General features: G+C 69.8%; 17 protein-coding genes. 10 read left to right on the top strand and 7 right to left on the bottom strand.

Annotated features, from left to right (window positions below):
- Positions 1–35: 35 nt before the first annotated feature.
- Positions 36–1,979, top strand: coding sequence for an asparagine synthase (glutamine-hydrolyzing) (gene asnB, locus NA8_RS29405; RefSeq protein ID WP_063053577.1), 1,944 nt, complete (start codon positions 36–38; stop codon positions 1,977–1,979).
- 59 nt (positions 1,980–2,038) lie between these two features.
- On the opposite strand, the gene NA8_RS29400 is transcribed toward asnB, so the two are convergent.
- A complete protein-coding gene (locus NA8_RS29400; RefSeq protein WP_063053576.1) occupies positions 2,039–3,007 on the bottom strand; it encodes a carbohydrate kinase family protein in 969 nt (322 codons plus the stop codon).
- A gap of 236 nt (positions 3,008–3,243) precedes the next feature.
- The gene (locus NA8_RS29395; protein WP_063053575.1) at positions 3,244–3,594 is read right to left on the bottom strand and encodes a HesB/IscA family protein; all 351 of its coding nucleotides are present in this window, start codon (positions 3,592–3,594) and stop codon (positions 3,244–3,246) included.
- A 196-nt stretch (positions 3,595–3,790) separates the two neighbouring features.
- On the opposite strand from NA8_RS29395, the gene NA8_RS29390 reads away from it, so the two are divergent.
- The gene (locus NA8_RS29390) at positions 3,791–4,459 is read left to right on the top strand and encodes a DUF3043 domain-containing protein (protein WP_063053574.1); all 669 of its coding nucleotides are present in this window, start codon (positions 3,791–3,793) and stop codon (positions 4,457–4,459) included.
- Positions 4,460–4,736: 277 nt separating this feature from the next.
- Here the strand turns inward: NA8_RS29390 and NA8_RS34170 are convergent, their stop codons facing one another.
- The gene (locus NA8_RS34170) at positions 4,737–4,898 is read right to left on the bottom strand and encodes a hypothetical protein (RefSeq protein WP_157106987.1); all 162 of its coding nucleotides are present in this window, start codon (positions 4,896–4,898) and stop codon (positions 4,737–4,739) included.
- Positions 4,899–4,983: 85 nt separating this feature from the next.
- Here NA8_RS34170 and NA8_RS29385 point away from each other — a divergent pair, with 85 nt between their 5' ends.
- The 5 genes from NA8_RS29385 (at position 4,984) to NA8_RS29365 (ending at position 9,781) form a co-directional block, all read left to right on the top strand.
- On the top strand, positions 4,984–5,952 hold the full coding sequence (locus NA8_RS29385; RefSeq protein WP_063053573.1) for a helix-turn-helix domain-containing protein: 969 nt from the start codon (positions 4,984–4,986) through the stop codon (positions 5,950–5,952).
- Between the two features lie 244 nt (positions 5,953–6,196).
- Positions 6,197–6,754, top strand: a complete 558-nt coding sequence (gene cobU / locus NA8_RS29380; protein WP_063053572.1) for a bifunctional adenosylcobinamide kinase/adenosylcobinamide-phosphate guanylyltransferase — start codon at positions 6,197–6,199, stop codon at positions 6,752–6,754.
- Between the two features lie 141 nt (positions 6,755–6,895).
- On the top strand, positions 6,896–7,975 hold the full coding sequence (gene cobT, locus NA8_RS29375; protein WP_063053571.1) for a nicotinate-nucleotide--dimethylbenzimidazole phosphoribosyltransferase: 1,080 nt from the start codon (positions 6,896–6,898) through the stop codon (positions 7,973–7,975).
- Between the two features lie 202 nt (positions 7,976–8,177).
- Entirely contained in the window at positions 8,178–8,933 is a 756-nt protein-coding gene (locus NA8_RS29370) for an adenosylcobinamide-GDP ribazoletransferase (protein WP_063053570.1), read from the top strand.
- A gap of 134 nt (positions 8,934–9,067) precedes the next feature.
- Positions 9,068–9,781 carry an MBL fold metallo-hydrolase gene (locus NA8_RS29365; RefSeq protein ID WP_062975155.1) on the top strand — a complete coding sequence of 238 codons (714 nt, stop codon included), beginning with the start codon at positions 9,068–9,070 and terminating at the stop codon, positions 9,779–9,781.
- Between the two features lies 1 nt (position 9,782).
- On the opposite strand, the gene NA8_RS29360 is transcribed toward NA8_RS29365, so the two are convergent.
- The 3 genes from NA8_RS29360 to NA8_RS29350 form a co-directional block, all read right to left on the bottom strand.
- Positions 9,783–10,880 carry a branched-chain amino acid aminotransferase gene (locus tag NA8_RS29360; RefSeq protein ID WP_063053596.1) on the bottom strand — a complete coding sequence of 366 codons (1,098 nt, stop codon included), beginning with the start codon at positions 10,878–10,880 and terminating at the stop codon, positions 9,783–9,785.
- 102 nt (positions 10,881–10,982) lie between these two features.
- Positions 10,983–12,083, bottom strand: a complete 1,101-nt coding sequence (gene gcvT, locus NA8_RS29355) for a glycine cleavage system aminomethyltransferase GcvT (RefSeq protein WP_063053569.1) — start codon at positions 12,081–12,083, stop codon at positions 10,983–10,985.
- 42 nt (positions 12,084–12,125) lie between these two features.
- The gene (locus tag NA8_RS29350; RefSeq protein WP_063053568.1) at positions 12,126–12,737 is read right to left on the bottom strand and encodes a GNAT family N-acetyltransferase; all 612 of its coding nucleotides are present in this window, start codon (positions 12,735–12,737) and stop codon (positions 12,126–12,128) included.
- An 89-nt stretch (positions 12,738–12,826) separates the two neighbouring features.
- On the opposite strand from NA8_RS29350, the gene NA8_RS29345 reads away from it, so the two are divergent.
- Both NA8_RS29345 and NA8_RS29340 read left to right on the top strand, forming a co-directional pair.
- Positions 12,827–13,633, top strand: coding sequence for a TetR/AcrR family transcriptional regulator (locus NA8_RS29345; protein WP_245664055.1), 807 nt, complete (start codon positions 12,827–12,829; stop codon positions 13,631–13,633).
- Between the two features lie 9 nt (positions 13,634–13,642).
- Positions 13,643–15,154 carry a leucyl aminopeptidase gene (locus tag NA8_RS29340; protein ID WP_063053566.1) on the top strand — a complete coding sequence of 504 codons (1,512 nt, stop codon included), beginning with the start codon at positions 13,643–13,645 and terminating at the stop codon, positions 15,152–15,154.
- A gap of 209 nt (positions 15,155–15,363) precedes the next feature.
- On the opposite strand, the gene NA8_RS29335 is transcribed toward NA8_RS29340, so the two are convergent.
- Entirely contained in the window at positions 15,364–15,726 is a 363-nt protein-coding gene (locus NA8_RS29335) for a hypothetical protein (RefSeq protein ID WP_063053565.1), read from the bottom strand.
- Between the two features lie 259 nt (positions 15,727–15,985).
- On the opposite strand from NA8_RS29335, the gene NA8_RS29330 reads away from it, so the two are divergent.
- Positions 15,986–16,675, top strand: a 690-nt coding sequence (locus tag NA8_RS29330; RefSeq protein ID WP_305781615.1) for a biotin/lipoyl-containing protein, incomplete at its 3' end; no start/stop codon positions are given.

Below are 16,675 nucleotides of genomic sequence, written 5' to 3'. Positions count from 1 at the left end.
GTATCCCGACTGCGAGAAATGAGGTTGCCGACGCCGTGTGTGGACTGCTCGGATTCCTGGCATCTGACGAGGCGGCACCTGGCACGGTGGAGCAGGTCTACGAAGCCTTGCACTGTGTGCGTCACCGCGGCCCGGACGAGCGCGGCACCTGGCACGACGACCAGGTGATCTTCGGCTTCAACCGCCTGTCGATCATCGACATCGAGCACTCGCACCAGCCGCTGCGCTGGGGCCCGCCCGAGCAGCCCGACCGCTACGCGCTCACCTTCAACGGCGAGATCTACAACTACCTGGAGCTGCGCGCGGAGCTCGCCGAGGCGCACGCCGCCGAGTTCCCGGACGGGACGATGTTCCACACCGAAGGCGACAGCGAGGCCATCGTCGCGGCGTTCCACTACTGGGGCCCCGAGGCGGTGCGGCGGCTGCGCGGCATGTTCGCGTTCGCGATCTGGGACACCGAGACCGAGGAACTGTTCCTCGCGCGCGACCCGTTCGGCATCAAGCCGCTGTTCCTGGCCACCGGGCCGGGCGGCACCGCGTTCGGCAGCGAGAAGAAGAGCCTGCTGGAGCTGCTGCCCGCGCTGGAGCTGAGCGACGCGCTGGACCCTCGGGCGCTGGAGCACTACACCGTGCTGCAATACGTACCGGAACCGGAGACGCTGCACAAGGACGTGCGCAGGCTGGAATCCGGCAGCTACGCCACCGTGCGGCCCGGTGCGACTCCGGTCGTCACCCGGTATTTCACCCCGAAGTTCCCGGTGCGCCCGTTCACCCCCGGTTCGGCGACGGCGCGCTATCGGGAGATCGCCGCGGCGCTCGAGGACTCCGTCGCCAAGCACATGCGCGCCGACGTGACGGTCGGCTCGTTCCTGTCCGGCGGCATCGACTCCACCGCCGTCGCCGCGCTGGCCATGCGGCACAACCCGAAGCTGATCACGTTCACCACCGGGTTCGAGCGAGAGGGCTACTCGGAGGTGGACGTGGCCGCCGAGAGCGCCGAGGCGATCGGCGCCCGCCACGTGGTGAAGGTGGTCTCCCCCGCGGAGTTCGCCCAGGCGATCCCCGAGATCGTCTGGTACCTCGACGACCCGGTGGCCGATCCGGCGCTGGTCCCGCTGTATTTCGTCGCCAAGGAGGCGCGCAAGCACGTCAAGGTGGTGCTCTCCGGTGAGGGTGCCGACGAGTTGTTCGGCGGATACACCATCTACCGCGAGCCGCTGTCGTTGCAGCCATTCGAGAAGCTGCCCCGCAGCCTGCGCAGGCTGGCGGGCAAACTGTCGGAGCGGATCCCGGAAGGCACCAGGGGCAAGAGCCTGCTGCACCGCGGCTCGCTCACCCTGGAGGAGCGCTACTACGGCAACGCGCGCAGCTTCAGCGACGCCCAGCTGCGCGCCGTGCTGCGCGAGTTCCGGCCGGAGTGGACCCACCAGGACGTCACCGCGCCGCTGTACGCCCAGTCGCGTGGCTGGGACCCGGTGGCCCGGATGCAGCACCTCGATCTGTTCACCTGGCTGCGCGGCGACATCCTGGTCAAGGCCGACAAGATGACCATGGCGAACTCGCTGGAACTGCGCGTGCCGTTCCTGGACACCGAGGTGCTGAAGGCGGCCGAGGGGCTGCCGTTCGATCAGAAGATCACCAAGGAGACCACCAAGTACGCGCTGCGCCAGGCGCTGGAGGGCATCGTGCCGCCACATGTGCTGCATCGCGCCAAGCTCGGCTTCCCGGTCCCGCTGCGGCACTGGCTGCGCGGCACCGAGCTCTACGACTGGGCGCAGCAGCAGATCGCCGAGTCGCAGACCGGCCACCTGCTGAACAAGGCCGCGATCAGCGAAATGCTGGTCTCGCACCGGGCCGGAACCGCCGATCACAGCCGCAGGCTGTGGACCTTGCTGGTGTTCATGGTGTGGCACGGCATCTTCGTCGAGGACCGGATCAAGCCGGAGATCCAGGAACCCGCCTACCCCGTTTCGCTGTAGCGCGCGCGAACATGCGAAAGGCGCGCACCCGGCCGGGTGCGCGCCTTTCGCCGTGACGATCAGAGCAGGGTCTTGATGTCCGCGGCGGCCTCCGGGCCGTACGCCTGCGTGAGGCGCTCCAGCGCGGACTCCTTGCTCAGCGTCCACTCCTGGGTGCCCATGGTCTCCAGGACGAGCACGGCGATCAGCGATCCGAGCTGCGCGGAACGCTCCAGGCTCAGCCCGGCGGTGTGCGCGGTGAGGAAGCCGGCGCGGAAGGCATCGCCGACACCGGTCGGCTCGACCTTCTCGACCTCGGGTACGACGCCGACGGTCACCTCGGTGCCGTCGCGGTCGACGATCCGCACTCCTTCCGCGCCCAGGGTGGTGACGCGGACGCCGACCTTCTGGGCGACCTCTTCCTCGCTCAGACCGGTCTTCTGCAACAGCAGCGCCCACTCGTACTTGTTCGTGAAGAGGTACGCGGCGCCGTCGATGAGCTGCACGGACTGGTCGCCGTCCAAACGAGCCAGCTGTTGGGAGGGATCAGCGGCGAACGGGATGCCCAGTTCGCGGCACTCGGCGGTGTGCCGCAGCATCGCCTCGGGGTCGTTGGCGCCGACCAGGACGAGATCCAGATCCCTGGTCTCGGCGAGTTCGGCGATGGAGATGTCGCGAGCCTCGCTCATCGCACCGGGATAGAACGACGCGATCTGGGCCATGTCGTCGTCGGTGGTGCAGACGAAACGCGCGGTGTGCGCGCGCTCGGAGACCAGCACGGTGGAGCAGTCGACACCGTGCTTCTCCAGCCAGGCGCGATACTCGCCGAAGTCGGCGCCGACGGCACCGACGAGCAGGGGCGTGCGATTGAGCAGGCCCATGGCGTAGGCGATGTTGCCACCGACGCCACCGCGACGGATCTGCAGATCATCGACGAGGAAGCTCAGCGACACGTGGTCGAGCTGATCGGCCAGCAGTACGTCGGCGAACCGTCCGGGGAAGCGCATGAGGTGGTCGGTCGCGATGGACGCGGAAACGGCGATGGACACGTGGCTGAGCCCCTTCAACGGTAGGCGGCAGGCGGTGCAGACCGGGACGCGAGTCCCGGTCTCACCGTAGCTGAACCGCCTCCCGGAGTCTTCAGGCCGTACCGGTTGGGCGGCACCGGATTTGCGCGCAGCTCATGCGCACGAGTGCCGCGGGTCCCGGGTGTCTCCCGAGGAGTCACCCATGCCCGCACTAGATCGGGTGTCTCGATCCGTGCGGGCGGGCCGGGATCGTTACCTCAGTTGAAGGAGTCGCCGCAGGCGCAGGAGCCGGTGGCGTTCGGGTTGTCGATCGTGAAGCCCTGCTTCTCGATGGTGTCGACGAAGTCGATCGAGGCGCCCTGCACGTACGGCGCGCTCATCCGGTCGACGGCCAGCGTGACGCCGGCGAAGTCGACGGTGAGGTCGCCGTCGAGCGAGCGGTCGTCGAAGAACAGCTGGTAGCGCAGGCCGGCACAACCACCCGGCTGCACCGCGATCCGCAGCGCCAGGTCGTCGCGTCCCTCCTGGTCCAGCAGTGCCTTCGCCTTCGCGGCGGCGGCGTCGGTCAGAGTCACACCGTGGGTGGCGGTCTCGTTCTGCACAGTCATGAACTCTCCTCGAGGAACCTGTGGTCTACCCGAACAGCGCACGGGGTCGTGTCGGTCAACACCACTCGGCCGGCTGCTATTCCTCCATCTTGCCACCACCCGATCCGCCGTGACACGCAACCTGCGTGACCCCGCACACTCCGGGCGAATCGGACCGCATTTCTCGCCGCGCTACCCATCGAATAGCCTGGTCGGTGTGAAGTTGTTCCGTCGCGGCGAGTCCAGCAGCACCGACGCGACCGCCGAATCGACGGTGGTCACGGACGGTGGCTCGGCCGCAGGCGCCACCCGCGCGGCCACGGCCACCGCGGGCAAGGGCCGCCCCACCCCGAAACGCCGTGACGCACAAGGCAAGCGCCGCGGTCCGATAGCGCCCGCTCCGCTCACCGCGAAGGAGGCCCGCGCCCGGCGCAAGGCCGCGCGGGGCACCAGGGCGGAGCGCAAGGCCGCGTCCGCCAGACGGCGCGAGGCCGCCGCGGATCGGCGGGAACGCATGCTCGCGGGCGAGGACAAATACCTGCCGCCCCGCGACCAGGGCCCGGTCCGGGCGTTCGTGCGCGACATCGTCGACGCACGGCGCAACCTGGTCGGCCTGTTCATGCCGATGGCGCTGGTGCTGATCCTGTCGATGTTCGTCGCGCCCGCGCTGCAGACCATCGTCACCCTGGCCATGCTGGTGATGATGCTGTTCATGGGCGTCGAGGGCGTGCTGCTCGGCCGGGTGGTGAACAACCGGGTCAGGGAGCGTTTCCCGGAGACCACCGACGGCGGGTACCGGCTCGGCTGGTACGCCTTCGTCCGCGCCAGCCAGATCCGCAAGATGCGCGCCCCGAAGCCGCGCGTCAGCCCCGGCGACGCTGTGTAGTTTTTCCAGCGCCTTCGGCGCTAGGTGTTCGCGGCCCCTTTGTGGCTCGCGGGGCCACGTACGGCGCATGCTCGGTCTCGCTTCGCTCGAAAGACGGGGTTGAGGTGCGCTGGGCGCGTCCGTGGTGGCCTTTCCGATAGGACGTTTCGCTTCGCCCAGAGTCGGGGATAAACCATGCCTGATCACCGTGTTCACCTCAGCCGGGGGTGGTGTCGGCGGAAACACGGGGCAACACGAACGCTTCGACTGCTTACGGGACGAGGTGCTGTTCGGTCGCTCAGCGGTGGTGGGTGTTGCGGCCGAGCATCGCCGTCAGCTCCGAGTGCAGGCGCTGCGCGTCGCGGTCGACCACGTTCGAGGAACCCGCGCGAGCCGTTCCGCGGGCGAGGAGTGTGGCGAAAGCCACGATGACTGCCAGGGAGACGAGGAAAGTAACCATGGCAGTAATTTTTCGTTCAGTCATTTACCGCCGAAAGTGGCGGTGCTGACATTGTTCGTAAAAATACGGCCACTAGACTGACGGCATGCTGTCGAAGGTCGCCGTGGTGCTGTCCGAACGCATGGCCATGTTCGAATTCGGGGTCATCTGCGAGGTTTTCGGCCTGGACCGCACGGCCGACGGACTTCCCGGCTTCGATTTCCGGGTGTGCGGGGCCGAGCCGGGCGTCCCGCTGCACTCGACCAGCCCCGGGATCACGGTCACCCCGGAATACGGGCTGGCGGAGCTGGCGGCGGCCGATCTGGTGGCCATCCCCGCCGCCGCGGCCGACCAGGGATTCGATCCACGGGTCGTCACGGCCGTCCGCGAGGCAGCGGCAGCCGGGGCGACCGTGCTCACCGTGTGTTCCGGGGCCTTCCTTGCCGGGGCGGCCGGGCTGCTCGACGGCCGCAAATGCACCACGCACTGGCGTCACGTCGAGCAACTCGCCGCCGCGTACCCGGCGGCGACCGTCGATCCGGACGTGCTGTTCGTCGACGAAGGCGATCTGATCACCAGCGCGGGCACCGCCGCGGGCATCGACGCCTGCCTGCACCTGGTGCGGCGCGAACTCGGCAGCGGCGTGGCCAACGCGATCGCGCGGCGCATGGTCGTCCCGCCGCAGCGCGACGGCGGGCAGCGTCAGTTCATCGAACGCCCCGTCGCCGCCTGCACCGCCGACAGCCTCATCCCCACTCTGGAGTGGATGAACGAGCACCTCGACCTGCCCCACACGGTGGAAGACCTCGCCACGCGCGCCAACATGTCCACCCGCACCTTCGCGCGCCGATTCGTCGCCGAGACCGGTACCACGCCGGTGAAATGGCTCACCAACCAGCGCGTGCTGCTGGCCAAGCATCTGCTCGAGGACACCGACCTCGGGCTGGAGCACATCGCCGCCCGCTCCGGATTCGGGTCCGGCGCTCTCTTGCGCCACCACTTCCAACGCCTCGTCGGCATCGCCCCCACCGAATACCGTCGCCGCTTCGGCCGCAGCACTGAAGCCTCGATCTGATCGCGGAGACGAGACAGCTGTAACCGTGCCGCCGAGCCTCGCCACGGCCCACCCCAACGCCCATCGGCGTGCCGCGAAGCGCCGACTGCGCGCATCGGATGCCGACCGGCCTACCGCAACCACTCAGAGGTCTCCCGGTCGGCGCGCGTCGCGGTTCGGTCCCTGACCCGTCCGCGGGGCGGCCCTGGAGCGCGGATCCGCAGACACACGTGGCGGTCGGTTCTTCGATTGATACCGTGCACCCGTGCCACAGACTCCCTCGTCCGCGACGCCACGCAGCACCCTTGTTCTCGGTGGCGCGCGGTCCGGGAAGTCGGCGTTCGCCGAGGACATCGCGGTCCGGGCGGGTCGTCCGGTGCGTTATCTCGCCACCGCGGTGCCCGACCCCGCCGACCACGACTTCGCCGAGCGCATCGCCACGCACCGCGGCCGACGCCCGCCAGGCTGGTCGACCGTCGAAAGCGCCGATCCGGCAACAATTCTCACCACACCCGCGCCACCAGACGCCCTCATCCTGATCGACGACATCGGCACCTGGCTGACCGCCCGCATCGACGCACGCGACGCGTGGGACGCCCCGCGCGGCACCGTCTCCCCGGACACCGACGCACTGGTGGCAGCCGTCGCCGCCTACACCGGCGATCTGGTGATCGTCAGCCCGGAGGTCGGCATGGGCGTCATCCCCGCCACGCGCTCCGGCCGCCTCTTCCGCGACGAGATCGGCATCCTCAACCAGCGCCTGGCCCAGGTCTGCGACGAAGCCTTCTTCGTCGTCGCGGGGCTCCCGCTGCGCCTCAAATAGCGCCTCGCGCTGCCCCCTCGTACCAGGCGAGCACAGGCGGACCGGTGCCGTGAGACAGGTCATGGGCGGACGACGCGAAGGGGGCAATGGCAAGATTGGGCGGCGTAGTCGGCGGAACCGCCATAACCGAAAGGCTCGATAGTGACGCACGGATTCGGACCGGTAGCGCCTCCGGACACACAGTTTCGTGCGGCCGCCGAGCAGCGGCAGGCGCAGCTGACCAAACCCGCCGGGGCGCTGGGCCGATTGGAGGAACTCGGCAACTGGGTGGCGGCTTGCCAGGGCACATGTCCCCCGAAGCAGTTCGAGCGCGCCAGGGTCGTGGTCTTCGCCGGTGATCACGGCATCGCAAGGCACGGAGTATCGGCCTACCCGAGCGAGGTCACCGCGCAGATGGTCGCGAACTTCCTCGGTGGCGGCGCCGCGGTGAACGCGCTCGCGGCCGTGGCGGGCGCGACGGTCCGGGTGGCGGACATCTCCGTGGACGCCGACACCGACCCGCAGGTGTCCAAGCACAAGGTGCGGCGTTCCAGCGGGGCGATCGATCGCGAGGACGCCCTCACCGCGGAAGAGGTCCGCGCGGCGATCGAGGCGGGCCGCGCCATCGCCGACGAGGAGATCGATGCGGGCGCCGATCTGCTGATCGCGGGCGACATGGGCATCGGCAATACGACTCCGGCCACCGTGCTCGTCGCGAGTCTCACCAACACCGAACCGGTCGCCGCGGTCGGCCGCGGCACCGGCGTGGACGACGCCGGATGGATCCGCAAGGTCGCCGCGATCCGGGACGCTATGCGCCGCGCCCGTCCAGTGGTGAAGGACCCGGTCGAACTGCTTCGCGTGGCGGGGGGCGCCGACTTCGCCGCGATGGCCGCATTCCTCGCCCAAGCCGCCACCCGGCGCACGCCCGTCGTCCTCGACGGCGTCGTCGTCACGGCGGCGGCGATGGTCGCCGAGGACCTCGCCGCGGGCGCGAGCGCCTGGTGGCTTGCCGGTCACCGCTCCACCGAACCGGCCCACGATCTCGCGCTGCGCCACCTGCGCCTCGAGCCCGTGATCGACCTGACCTTGCGCCTCGGCGAAGGCTCCGGCGCCTTGGCCGCCCTGCCCATCCTCCGCTCGGCGGTGGCGACGCTCGCGGAGATGTCGACTTTCGGTGAAGCGGGCGTCAGCACCGCCGACCCGGAACCGGCAAGCCACGCACCGAACCTGAGCAAGTGAAGCCGTCCCGTACAACCAGCCGACGACGGATCGCCCGCGCTCCCGAGCAGCCGCGGGCAGTTCTCCATCACCACGGCCATCCACTTACCGGCCGTATTCATCAGCCGTCGACGGTGCGCAGACGGAACCCGGCACCACGACCGGTCTTCTCCTCCCTCCTCGGCAACGCGCGCGAAGCACCGGCAGCCGGCCGAGGTCCGGCGTGAACGGTGTCCGGTTGGCGATCTCCTGGCTCACCGTGCTGCCGGTCCGCGGGCCGGATGCCGTGGATCGGCCGGCGGCGGGACGCGCGATCTTGTTGGCGCCACTGGTCGGGGCGCTGCTCGGCGCCGGGGCGGCGGGCCTGCTCTGGGCGCTGTCCCGGGCGGGGGCGAGCGCTGCGCTGGCCGGGCTGCTGGTGGTCGGCGCGCTGGCGTTGATCACCAGGGGCATGCACCTGGACGGTCTGGCCGACACGTTGGACGGGCTCGGCAGCTATGGGCCGCCGGAGCGGGCCAGACAGATCATGAAGAGCGGTGGAGCCGGACCGTTCGGCGTGGCGGGACTCACGTTCACCATCGGAGTCCAAGCGTTCTCGTTCGCGGCCCTCGCCGACTCGGGCAGATGGCTCGCGGTCGCCCTCGCCGTGGCGACCGGCCGGGTCGCGGTGATCCTCGCCTGCCGAGGTATACCCGCCGCGCCCGGCACCGGTTTCGGCGTTCTGGTGGCCGACACCCAGTCGACCCTCGCCGGGGCCGCCTGGTCCGGGATCGCGATCGGCGTCGCCGTATTCGCCGTACCGGGCCGTCCGTGGCTCGGCCCGCTCGCGGTGGCGCTCGGTCTGGCCACCTCGGCTGTTCTGGTCCGGCACTGCGGCCGCCGCTTCGGCGGACTCTCCGGAGACGTCCTCGGCGCCGCGGTCGAGACCACCGTCGCGCTCACGGCGGCCGTGCTGTCGCTCGCCGTCCACCCCGGCTGACCCACCCGCCGGGGCAGGTCCGGCATGCCGATTTGAACGTCGGTCCAGTTCGAGTGCGGGCGAGAGTCTGAGTCACTGGAATTTTTCCGGCCGTGCCGCGCGGATCGTCTGGGTCGGGCAATAAGGTGGGCGGTATGTCTTCTGAGCGCCTGTATTTTCGCCAGCTGTTGTCGGGACGCGACTACGCCGTGGGCGATCCGATCGCGACGCAGATGCGCAACTTCGCGTATTTGATCGGCGATCGGGAAACGGGCGAGTGCGTGGTGATCGATCCGGCCTACGCGGCGGGCGATCTGGTGGACATCGCCGAGGGAGACGGCCTGCGCCTCAGCGGCGTGCTCGCCACCCACCATCACCCCGATCACGTGGGTGGCACGATGCTCGGCTTCACCCTGCGCGGAGTGCGTGAACTCCTCGAAAAGACAAGCGTCCCAGTGCATGTCAACGCCAAAGAGCTGCCGTGGGTGGCCAACGTGACCGGGATCGCCGAGAGCGAACTGACCGGCCACGAGCACGGCGACAAGGTCGGCGTCGGCACCTTCGAGATCGAGTTACTACACACGCCGGGCCACACCCCGGGCAGCCAATGCTTCCTGTTCGACAACCGCCTGATCGCAGGCGACACCTTGTTCGTCGACGGCTGTGGCCGCACCGATTTCCCGGGCGGCGATTCGGACGAAATGTTCCGCAGCCTGCGCTACCTGGCCGGACTCGCCGGCGACCCGGTCGTCTACCCGGGCCACTGGTATTCGCAGGAACCCAACGCCGCACTGTCCACTGTCCGGGACAAAAACTACGTCATGCGTCCGCAGACGCTGGAACAGTGGCACATGCTGATGCCGGGCTGAGTCACATCGGCCGCATCCACCCGTGCTTGTCGGCGAAGGTGCCACGCTGGATGCCGGTGAGGGTGTCGCGCAGGGCCATGGTGACCACGCCGGGCTCTCCGCCGCCGATGGTGAATTCGCCCGCACCGGAACGGACCCAGCCGACCGGGGTGATCACCGCGGCGGTGCCGCACGCGAAAACTTCGGTGATCTCACCGGATTCGGCGCCCTTGCGCCATTCCTCGACCGAGATCTTGCGCTCCTCGACCGGGAAGCCGGAATCGGCGGCGAGCGTGAGCAGCGAGTCACGGGTGATTCCCGGCAACAAGGAGCCGGACAGTTCAGGCGTGACCAGCCGCGCCTCGGAGCCGGAACCGAAGACGAAGAACAGGTTGTTGGTGCCCATTTCCTCGATATAGCGGCGCTCACAGGCGTCCAGCCACACCACCTGGTCGCATCCCTTGGCCGTCGCCTCGGCCTGGGCGAGCAGCGACGCCGCGTAGTTGCCCGCGACCTTCGCCTCGCCGGTGCCGCCCGGCGCGGCGCGCACGTATTCGGTGGACAGCCAGACCCGCACCGGCTTCACGCCACGGGGGAAGTACGCCCCCGCCGGGGAGCCGAGCAGCAGGTACTTGTACGCCGCGGCGGGCTTCACCCCGAGCCCGGCCTCGGTGGCGAACATGAACGGCCGCAGGTACAGCGATTCCTCGCCACCCGCCGCGGGCACCCAGTCCCGGTCCACCTCGAGCAGTTGCCGGACCGACTCGATGAACAGCTCGTCCGGCAGCTCGGCCATCGCCATCCGGCGAGCCGACCGGCGGAAACGCGCGGCGTTGGCATCGATGCGGAAACAGGAGACGCTGCCGTCACCCTGCCGGTAGGCCTTGAGTCCCTCGAAGATGGCCTGCCCGTAGTGGAACACCATGGTCGCGGGATCCAGCGCCAGCGGTCCGTACGGCTCCACCCGCGCGTTCGTCCACGTGCCGCCCGCGTAATCGATCGAAACCATGTGATCGGTGAAGTGACGCCCGAACCCCGGCTCCGCCAATACCTCTTGTCGCCGCTGCGCTGCGAGTGGCGCGGGATGCGGAACACGGGTGAACTGTGCGGCAGCAGTCATGCCGACGATCCTATCCGGCCCGATCCGAGCCATTTCGCCACGGTCCGCACCCTCCCGCGCCGCACCGAGCTCAGCCGATGCCGGAGTCCGGGCGCAGGACGGTCACTTGGTGTTGGTCCGGACGAACGGCGGGCGGACGGTCTCGCAGCGCAGGCGGCGGCCCCGCACATCGACCTCGACCTCGGTGCCGGGTTCCACGCCCGCCGTGGTGTCCAGCAGGGCCAGCGCGATGCCGAGCTTGAGGGTGGGCGAGAAGGTGCCGGACGTGGTTTCGCCGATCGGTTCGCCATCGCGCAGCACGGTTTGCCCTTGCCGGAGCACACCGCGGTCGAGAGCCCGCAGACCGAGCAGGATTCGGCGCGGACCGTCCGACTTCTCCTGTTCCAGAGCGGCCTTCCCCCAGAACTCCGGTTTCTTCCAGCCGACCGCCCAGCCGCAGCGCGCCTGCACCGGCGAGATGTCCGGCGAGAGTTCGTGTCCGTGCAAGGGGTAGCCCATCTCGGTGCGCAGGGTGTCGCGGGCGCCGAGTCCGGCCACCTGGCCCTCGGCCGCGCGCACCTGCTCGGCCAGGGCGCGGAACAGCGGTTCGGCGTCGTCCCAGCGCGGCAGCAACTCGTAGCCGTGCTCGCCGGTGTAGCCGGTGCGGCAGACCCGGACGGGGCGGCCGTCCCAGGCGGCGTCGGCATAGGCCATGTACTCGAGGTCGGTGGGCAGACCGAGCGCGCTCAGCACCTCGGTGGAGCGCGGACCCTGCACGGCGAACACGGCGTAGTCGCGATGCTCGTCGGTCACCGTGACGCCGCCGGGCGCGGCCTTCCGCAGTTCCGCGACCACCGCCGCGGTGTTGGCGGCATTCGGCACCAGGAAGATCTCGTCGTCGCCGACGTAGTAGGCGATCAGGTCGTCGATCACTCCCCCGTCCGGGGCGCAGCACAGCGTGTATTGCGCCTTGCCCGGCCGGATCCGGTCCAGATCGTTGGTGAACGCCGAGTTCACGAACGCCGCGGCGCCCGGGCCGCGCACCGTCGCCTTGCCGAGATGACTGACGTCGAACAGTCCCACCGTCGCGCGAACCGCCTGGTGCTCGGTCACCGTGCCCGCGTAGGACACCGGCATCTCCCAGCCGCCGAACGGAGCGAAGGTGGCGCCCAGCTCGACGTGCACGGCGTGGATGGGTCCCTGCAGGAGGCTCGTTTCGGTCACCAGCCGAGCTTATCCGGGACCGAGGCCCGGATCCTCGCACCGCTACGCACCCAGGCCGAACCACATCGGGATCAGGGTCGGACCGTTCTCCGGCAGCGTGTGGGTGGTGCCGGTCGGCGCGAACCCGCACCGGCCGTACAGCCGAGCGGATCGTTCGGTGCTGGCTTCGAGGAACGCCGGAACCGCCGCTTCGGAAACGGCCTTCAGCCGGTCGGCGAGGAGCACCGCACCGGCCCCTTTGCCGCGATGCTCCGGTCTGGTGACGATCACCTGCAGGTACCGGTGCGGGAATTCGCGGGGATGCTCGCGGGCGAGCAGGTCGGTGACGATCGCCGCGCGTCGCAACGCGCGCACACCGGGCGCCTGTTCGGCCATGGCCCGCGCCTCGGCGGCTTCCGCGGCGAATCGCTCGACCGAGGTGACCTGTTGCCAGATCGAGACCGACCAGATCTCCCCCGCCGCACCCGCGACCCAGATCTCGTCGTCCCGCAGTGCCCGATCGACCAAGCCTGGCACGAACGCGGTGCGGAATCCGCTGTCGGGCTGATCCTCGAGGACCCACGCCGTCACCACCTCGTCCGCGGCGGCCGCGTCGAATGCCTCGATCAGGGCGTCACGGTCCCGCCCGGTCGCCTGGCGCGCAGTGATCTCCATTGCGTTCCCTTCCGATGTGAACACCGTATTCGTGCGCAAATCTAGGCAGGTCAGCGCCATCTGCCCACCATTTCGTCACACTTGTTCGTGTGTCGAAACGACAACCTCGGATGACCTGCGCGATCTGCCGCGACGACCTCGTCCAGCCCGCCCTTGGCCGCAGGCGCACGTACTGCTCGCGCTCCTGCCAGGCCCGCGCCTACCGTGCCCGCCGGGCGGCGCTGCCGGTGCGCCGCGTCGGCCGCCCCGCACGGCTCACCGCGGTCGGCATCGCCCGGGCGGCGGTGGAGCTGGCCGACCGCGACGGGATCGACGGCCTCACCATGCGCCGCCTGGCCAGTGCGCTCGGCGTCGCGACCGCCACCCTCTACCGCCACTTCCCCGACCGGGAAACCCTCCTGGCCGCCATGGCGGAGTTGGTACTCGACGAGATCCCGCCGCCGGATGCCGGATGCACCGGCCGGCGGCCTCGGTTGCGGCACGAGGCACACCAGGAGTGGCGCCTCTACCGCAGGCATCCGTGGATGCTGCCGCTACTGGCGCGCACCCGCCCGCCGCTGGGCCCGGCGCTGCTGGACGTGCTGGAACGGAACTTCGCCGCCCTTGATCACTCCGGCCTGACCCGGCAGACGAGCTTCGCCATCTACCTCGCGCTCTCGGGCCTCGTCCAGGGACTCGCGCTGTTGGGGAATTCCGAGCGCGGCGATCCGCGCGACACCGAAGCGCCGCGCCACGATCTGGCCGATTTGCTCGACCCGACGATCCGCCCCGTCCTGCACCGTTTCTTCACCGACCCGGACGCAAGCTTCGAGATGGACTTCGACGACCTGCTCGCCGAGGCCGTCGAACTCCTGCTCGACGGCGTCGCGATGCGATATCCGGAACGAACCGAATAGCCTGTGCCCATGACCGCTGTTGCAGATCGCTCGCTCGGACCGGAACTGGCACGCACCGAGACCATCGGCGCGGACACCGATGTGCTCGTCATCGGGTTGACCTCCTCGGAGGACGGCCCCGCCATCGTGCCCGAGGACCTGTTCGGCGACGTGCTCACCGCCGACGTGCGTGCGGAACTGCTCGATCAGCTGGGCGCGGTGGGCGCGAAGGGCAAGGCCGAGGAACTGACCCGGATACCGGCGCCGGCCGGACTGGACGGGGTGACCAGCGTGCTCGCCGTCGGCCTCGGCTCCGCCGACAAACTCGACGCCGAGCAGGTCCGCCGCTCGGCCGGTGTGGCCGCCCGCTCGCTGTCCGGCACCGAACTGGTGGCGACCACGCTGTCAGGACTGGACATCGGTGCCGCCGCGGAAGGCTTCTACCTGGGCGCCTACTCGTTCACGCCGTTCCGTTCGGACAAGTCCGCGCCCAAGCCGGACGAGCGCCCCGTGGCCCGCGTCGAGTTGCTGGTGCCCGAGCCCGGATTCGGTGAAGAGGCCCTGTTTCGCGCGCAACTCACCGCCGAGGCCGTCGCCACCGCACGGGATTTCGTGAACACCCCGCCCAGCCATCTGTTCCCGGCCGAGTTCGCCGCGCGGGCGGAGGAACTCGCCGAGGCCGCGGGCCTCACCGTGGAGGTGCTCGACGAGAAGGCGCTGGAAGCGGGCGGTTACGGCGGCGTGCTCGGGGTCGGCAAGGGCTCCTCGCGCCCGCCGCGCCTGATCCGGATCAGCTACGCGGGCGGCCCGAAGAAGGTGGCGCTGGTCGGTAAGGGCATCACGTTCGACACCGGCGGCATCTCCATCAAGCCCGCGCAGAACATGGAGAACATGACCTCCGACATGGCGGGCGCCGCCGCCGTGATCGCCGCGACGCTGCTGGCCGCGCGGTTGAGCCTGCCGATCACGGTCACCGCCACGGTGCCGATGGCGGAGAACATGCCCTCGGCCACCGCGCAGCGCCCCGGCGACGTGCTCACCCAGTACGGCGGCACCACCGTCGAAGTGCTCAACACCGACGCCGAGGGCCGGTTGATCCTGGCCGACGCGATCGTGCGCGCGAGCGAGGACGAGCCGGAGTACCTGATCGACGTGGCCACCCTGACCGGCGCGCAGATGGTCGCCCTCGGTACCCGCACGCCCGGCGTGATGGGCACCGACGAGTTCCGCGACCGGGTGGCCCGCATCTCCCGCGAGGTCGGGGAGAACGGCTGGGCGATGCCGCTTCCCGCCGAATTGCGGAGCGACCTGAACTCCAAGATCGCCGACCTGGCCAACGTCGCGCCGCACCGCTGGGGCGGCATGCTCTCGGCCGGACTGTTCCTCCAGGAGTTCGTCCCGGAGAACGTGCAGTGGGCCCACCTCGACGTGGCCGGTCCGGCCTACAACACCGGCGGCCCGTTCGGCTACATCGGCAAGGGCGGGACCGGCGTCCCGGTGCGCACGCTGATCGCCGTGTTGCAGGACATCGCCGCGGAGTGAGCGCGAAGCGCGTCGTCCGGCGACTCCCGGACGACGCGCTGGCTTCCACCCAGGACCGGGCGCGTCACGCTTCCGCCGGGCAGGCGAGCACGAAAGCCCGGTGGGTGCGCCGACGGCCGACCCGTCCGCGCGGCGCCGGAGCCGGATCGCCATCGTCGCGGCACCGCGCAAGCCCGTCGAAAACCGGACGGAACAGACAATCCGACGGCTCACAGGTCGTACAGATCCCGCTCCAGCTCGCGTTGGCGCTCCACCCGCCTGCGAGCGTCGTAGTCGCGCATCCGCTGCGGATATCCCGTCTTGCGGACGTCGTAGACCGGGATGTGCAAATCCTTGGCAAGCCGCTGCGCCCCGCGCTCGCCGACGATCCGCCGTGTCCATTCACCATCGGCGGCAATAAGGACAACTGTGACATCCGTCACCGTGGTCTTCGGTTCGATGTAGCCTTCGACGCCCACGTGCGTGCGCACCCAGTCGGCCAGGTAGCGAGCGTCCCGCCCGTCCACCGAACGCCCACGTAGAGTGCCGCCACCCCGGGTCGCGCCGCCGCGGAAACGATCCAGCAAACCCAACGACGCCGACCTCCTTTCCTGCACCGGAGAATGTTCACCGCCGGTCTTCCCATACTGCCAGCTCCGCGCAGTACGCCGCCCTGTGCTACATGGCTTGCGCGCGAGTGCAAGGATGGACCGCGGTACAAGAACCACACGGATCTCCGGCGCCACCACAAGGATCGGTGGCTTCCGGACTCCCGGCGCGACCCGCGGCGGGCGTCCGCAGCGAGATCAACTGTTGTAGAACCCCGTCGAGCAGTCAGAGGAGTCAACGGACATGGCCTTCTCCGTCCAGATGCCCGCTCTTGGTGAGAGCGTCACCGAGGGAACGGTGACCAGGTGGCTGAAGCAGGAAGGAGACACGGTCGAGGTCGACGAGCCGCTGCTCGAAGTCTCCACCGACAAGGTCGACACCGAAATCCCGTCCCCCGCGGCGGGTGTGCTGTCGAAGATCGTCGCGAACGAAGACGACGTGGTCGAGGTCGGCGGCGAACTCGGCGTCATCAGTGAGGCCGGTGAGGCGGAATCGTCCGCTCCCGCGCCCGCTCCGGAAGCCGCCGCGCCCGCGCAGGAGACTCCCGTCCCCGCCGAGGAAGCGCCCGCGGCTGAGCCCGAAGCCGTTCCGGCCGAGGAGTCCGCGCCCGCCGCTCAGGCCGCGCCCGCGTCCTCCGGTGACGGCACGCCGGTGAAGATGCCGGAACTCGGCGAGTCGGTCACCGAGGGCACCGTCACCCGCTGGCTGAAGTCGGTCGGTGACGAGGTCGCCGTCGACGAGCCACTGCTCGAGGTCTCCACCGACAAGGTCGACACCGAGATCCCCTCGCCCGTCGCGGGCACCCTGCTGGAGATCACCGCCCAGGAAGACGACATCGTCGCGGTCGGTGGACAGCTCGGCGTCATCGGCAGCGGTTCCCCCGCGGCCGCCGCCCCGGCTCCCGCGCCCGCACCGGCCCCCGAACCCGCGCCT

The sequence above is a fragment of the Nocardia arthritidis NBRC 100137 genome, assembly GCF_001612765.1.
Lineage (GTDB): Bacteria > Actinomycetota > Actinomycetes > Mycobacteriales > Mycobacteriaceae > Nocardia > Nocardia arthritidis.
This window is presented reverse-complemented; position numbering and strand designations above follow the sequence as displayed.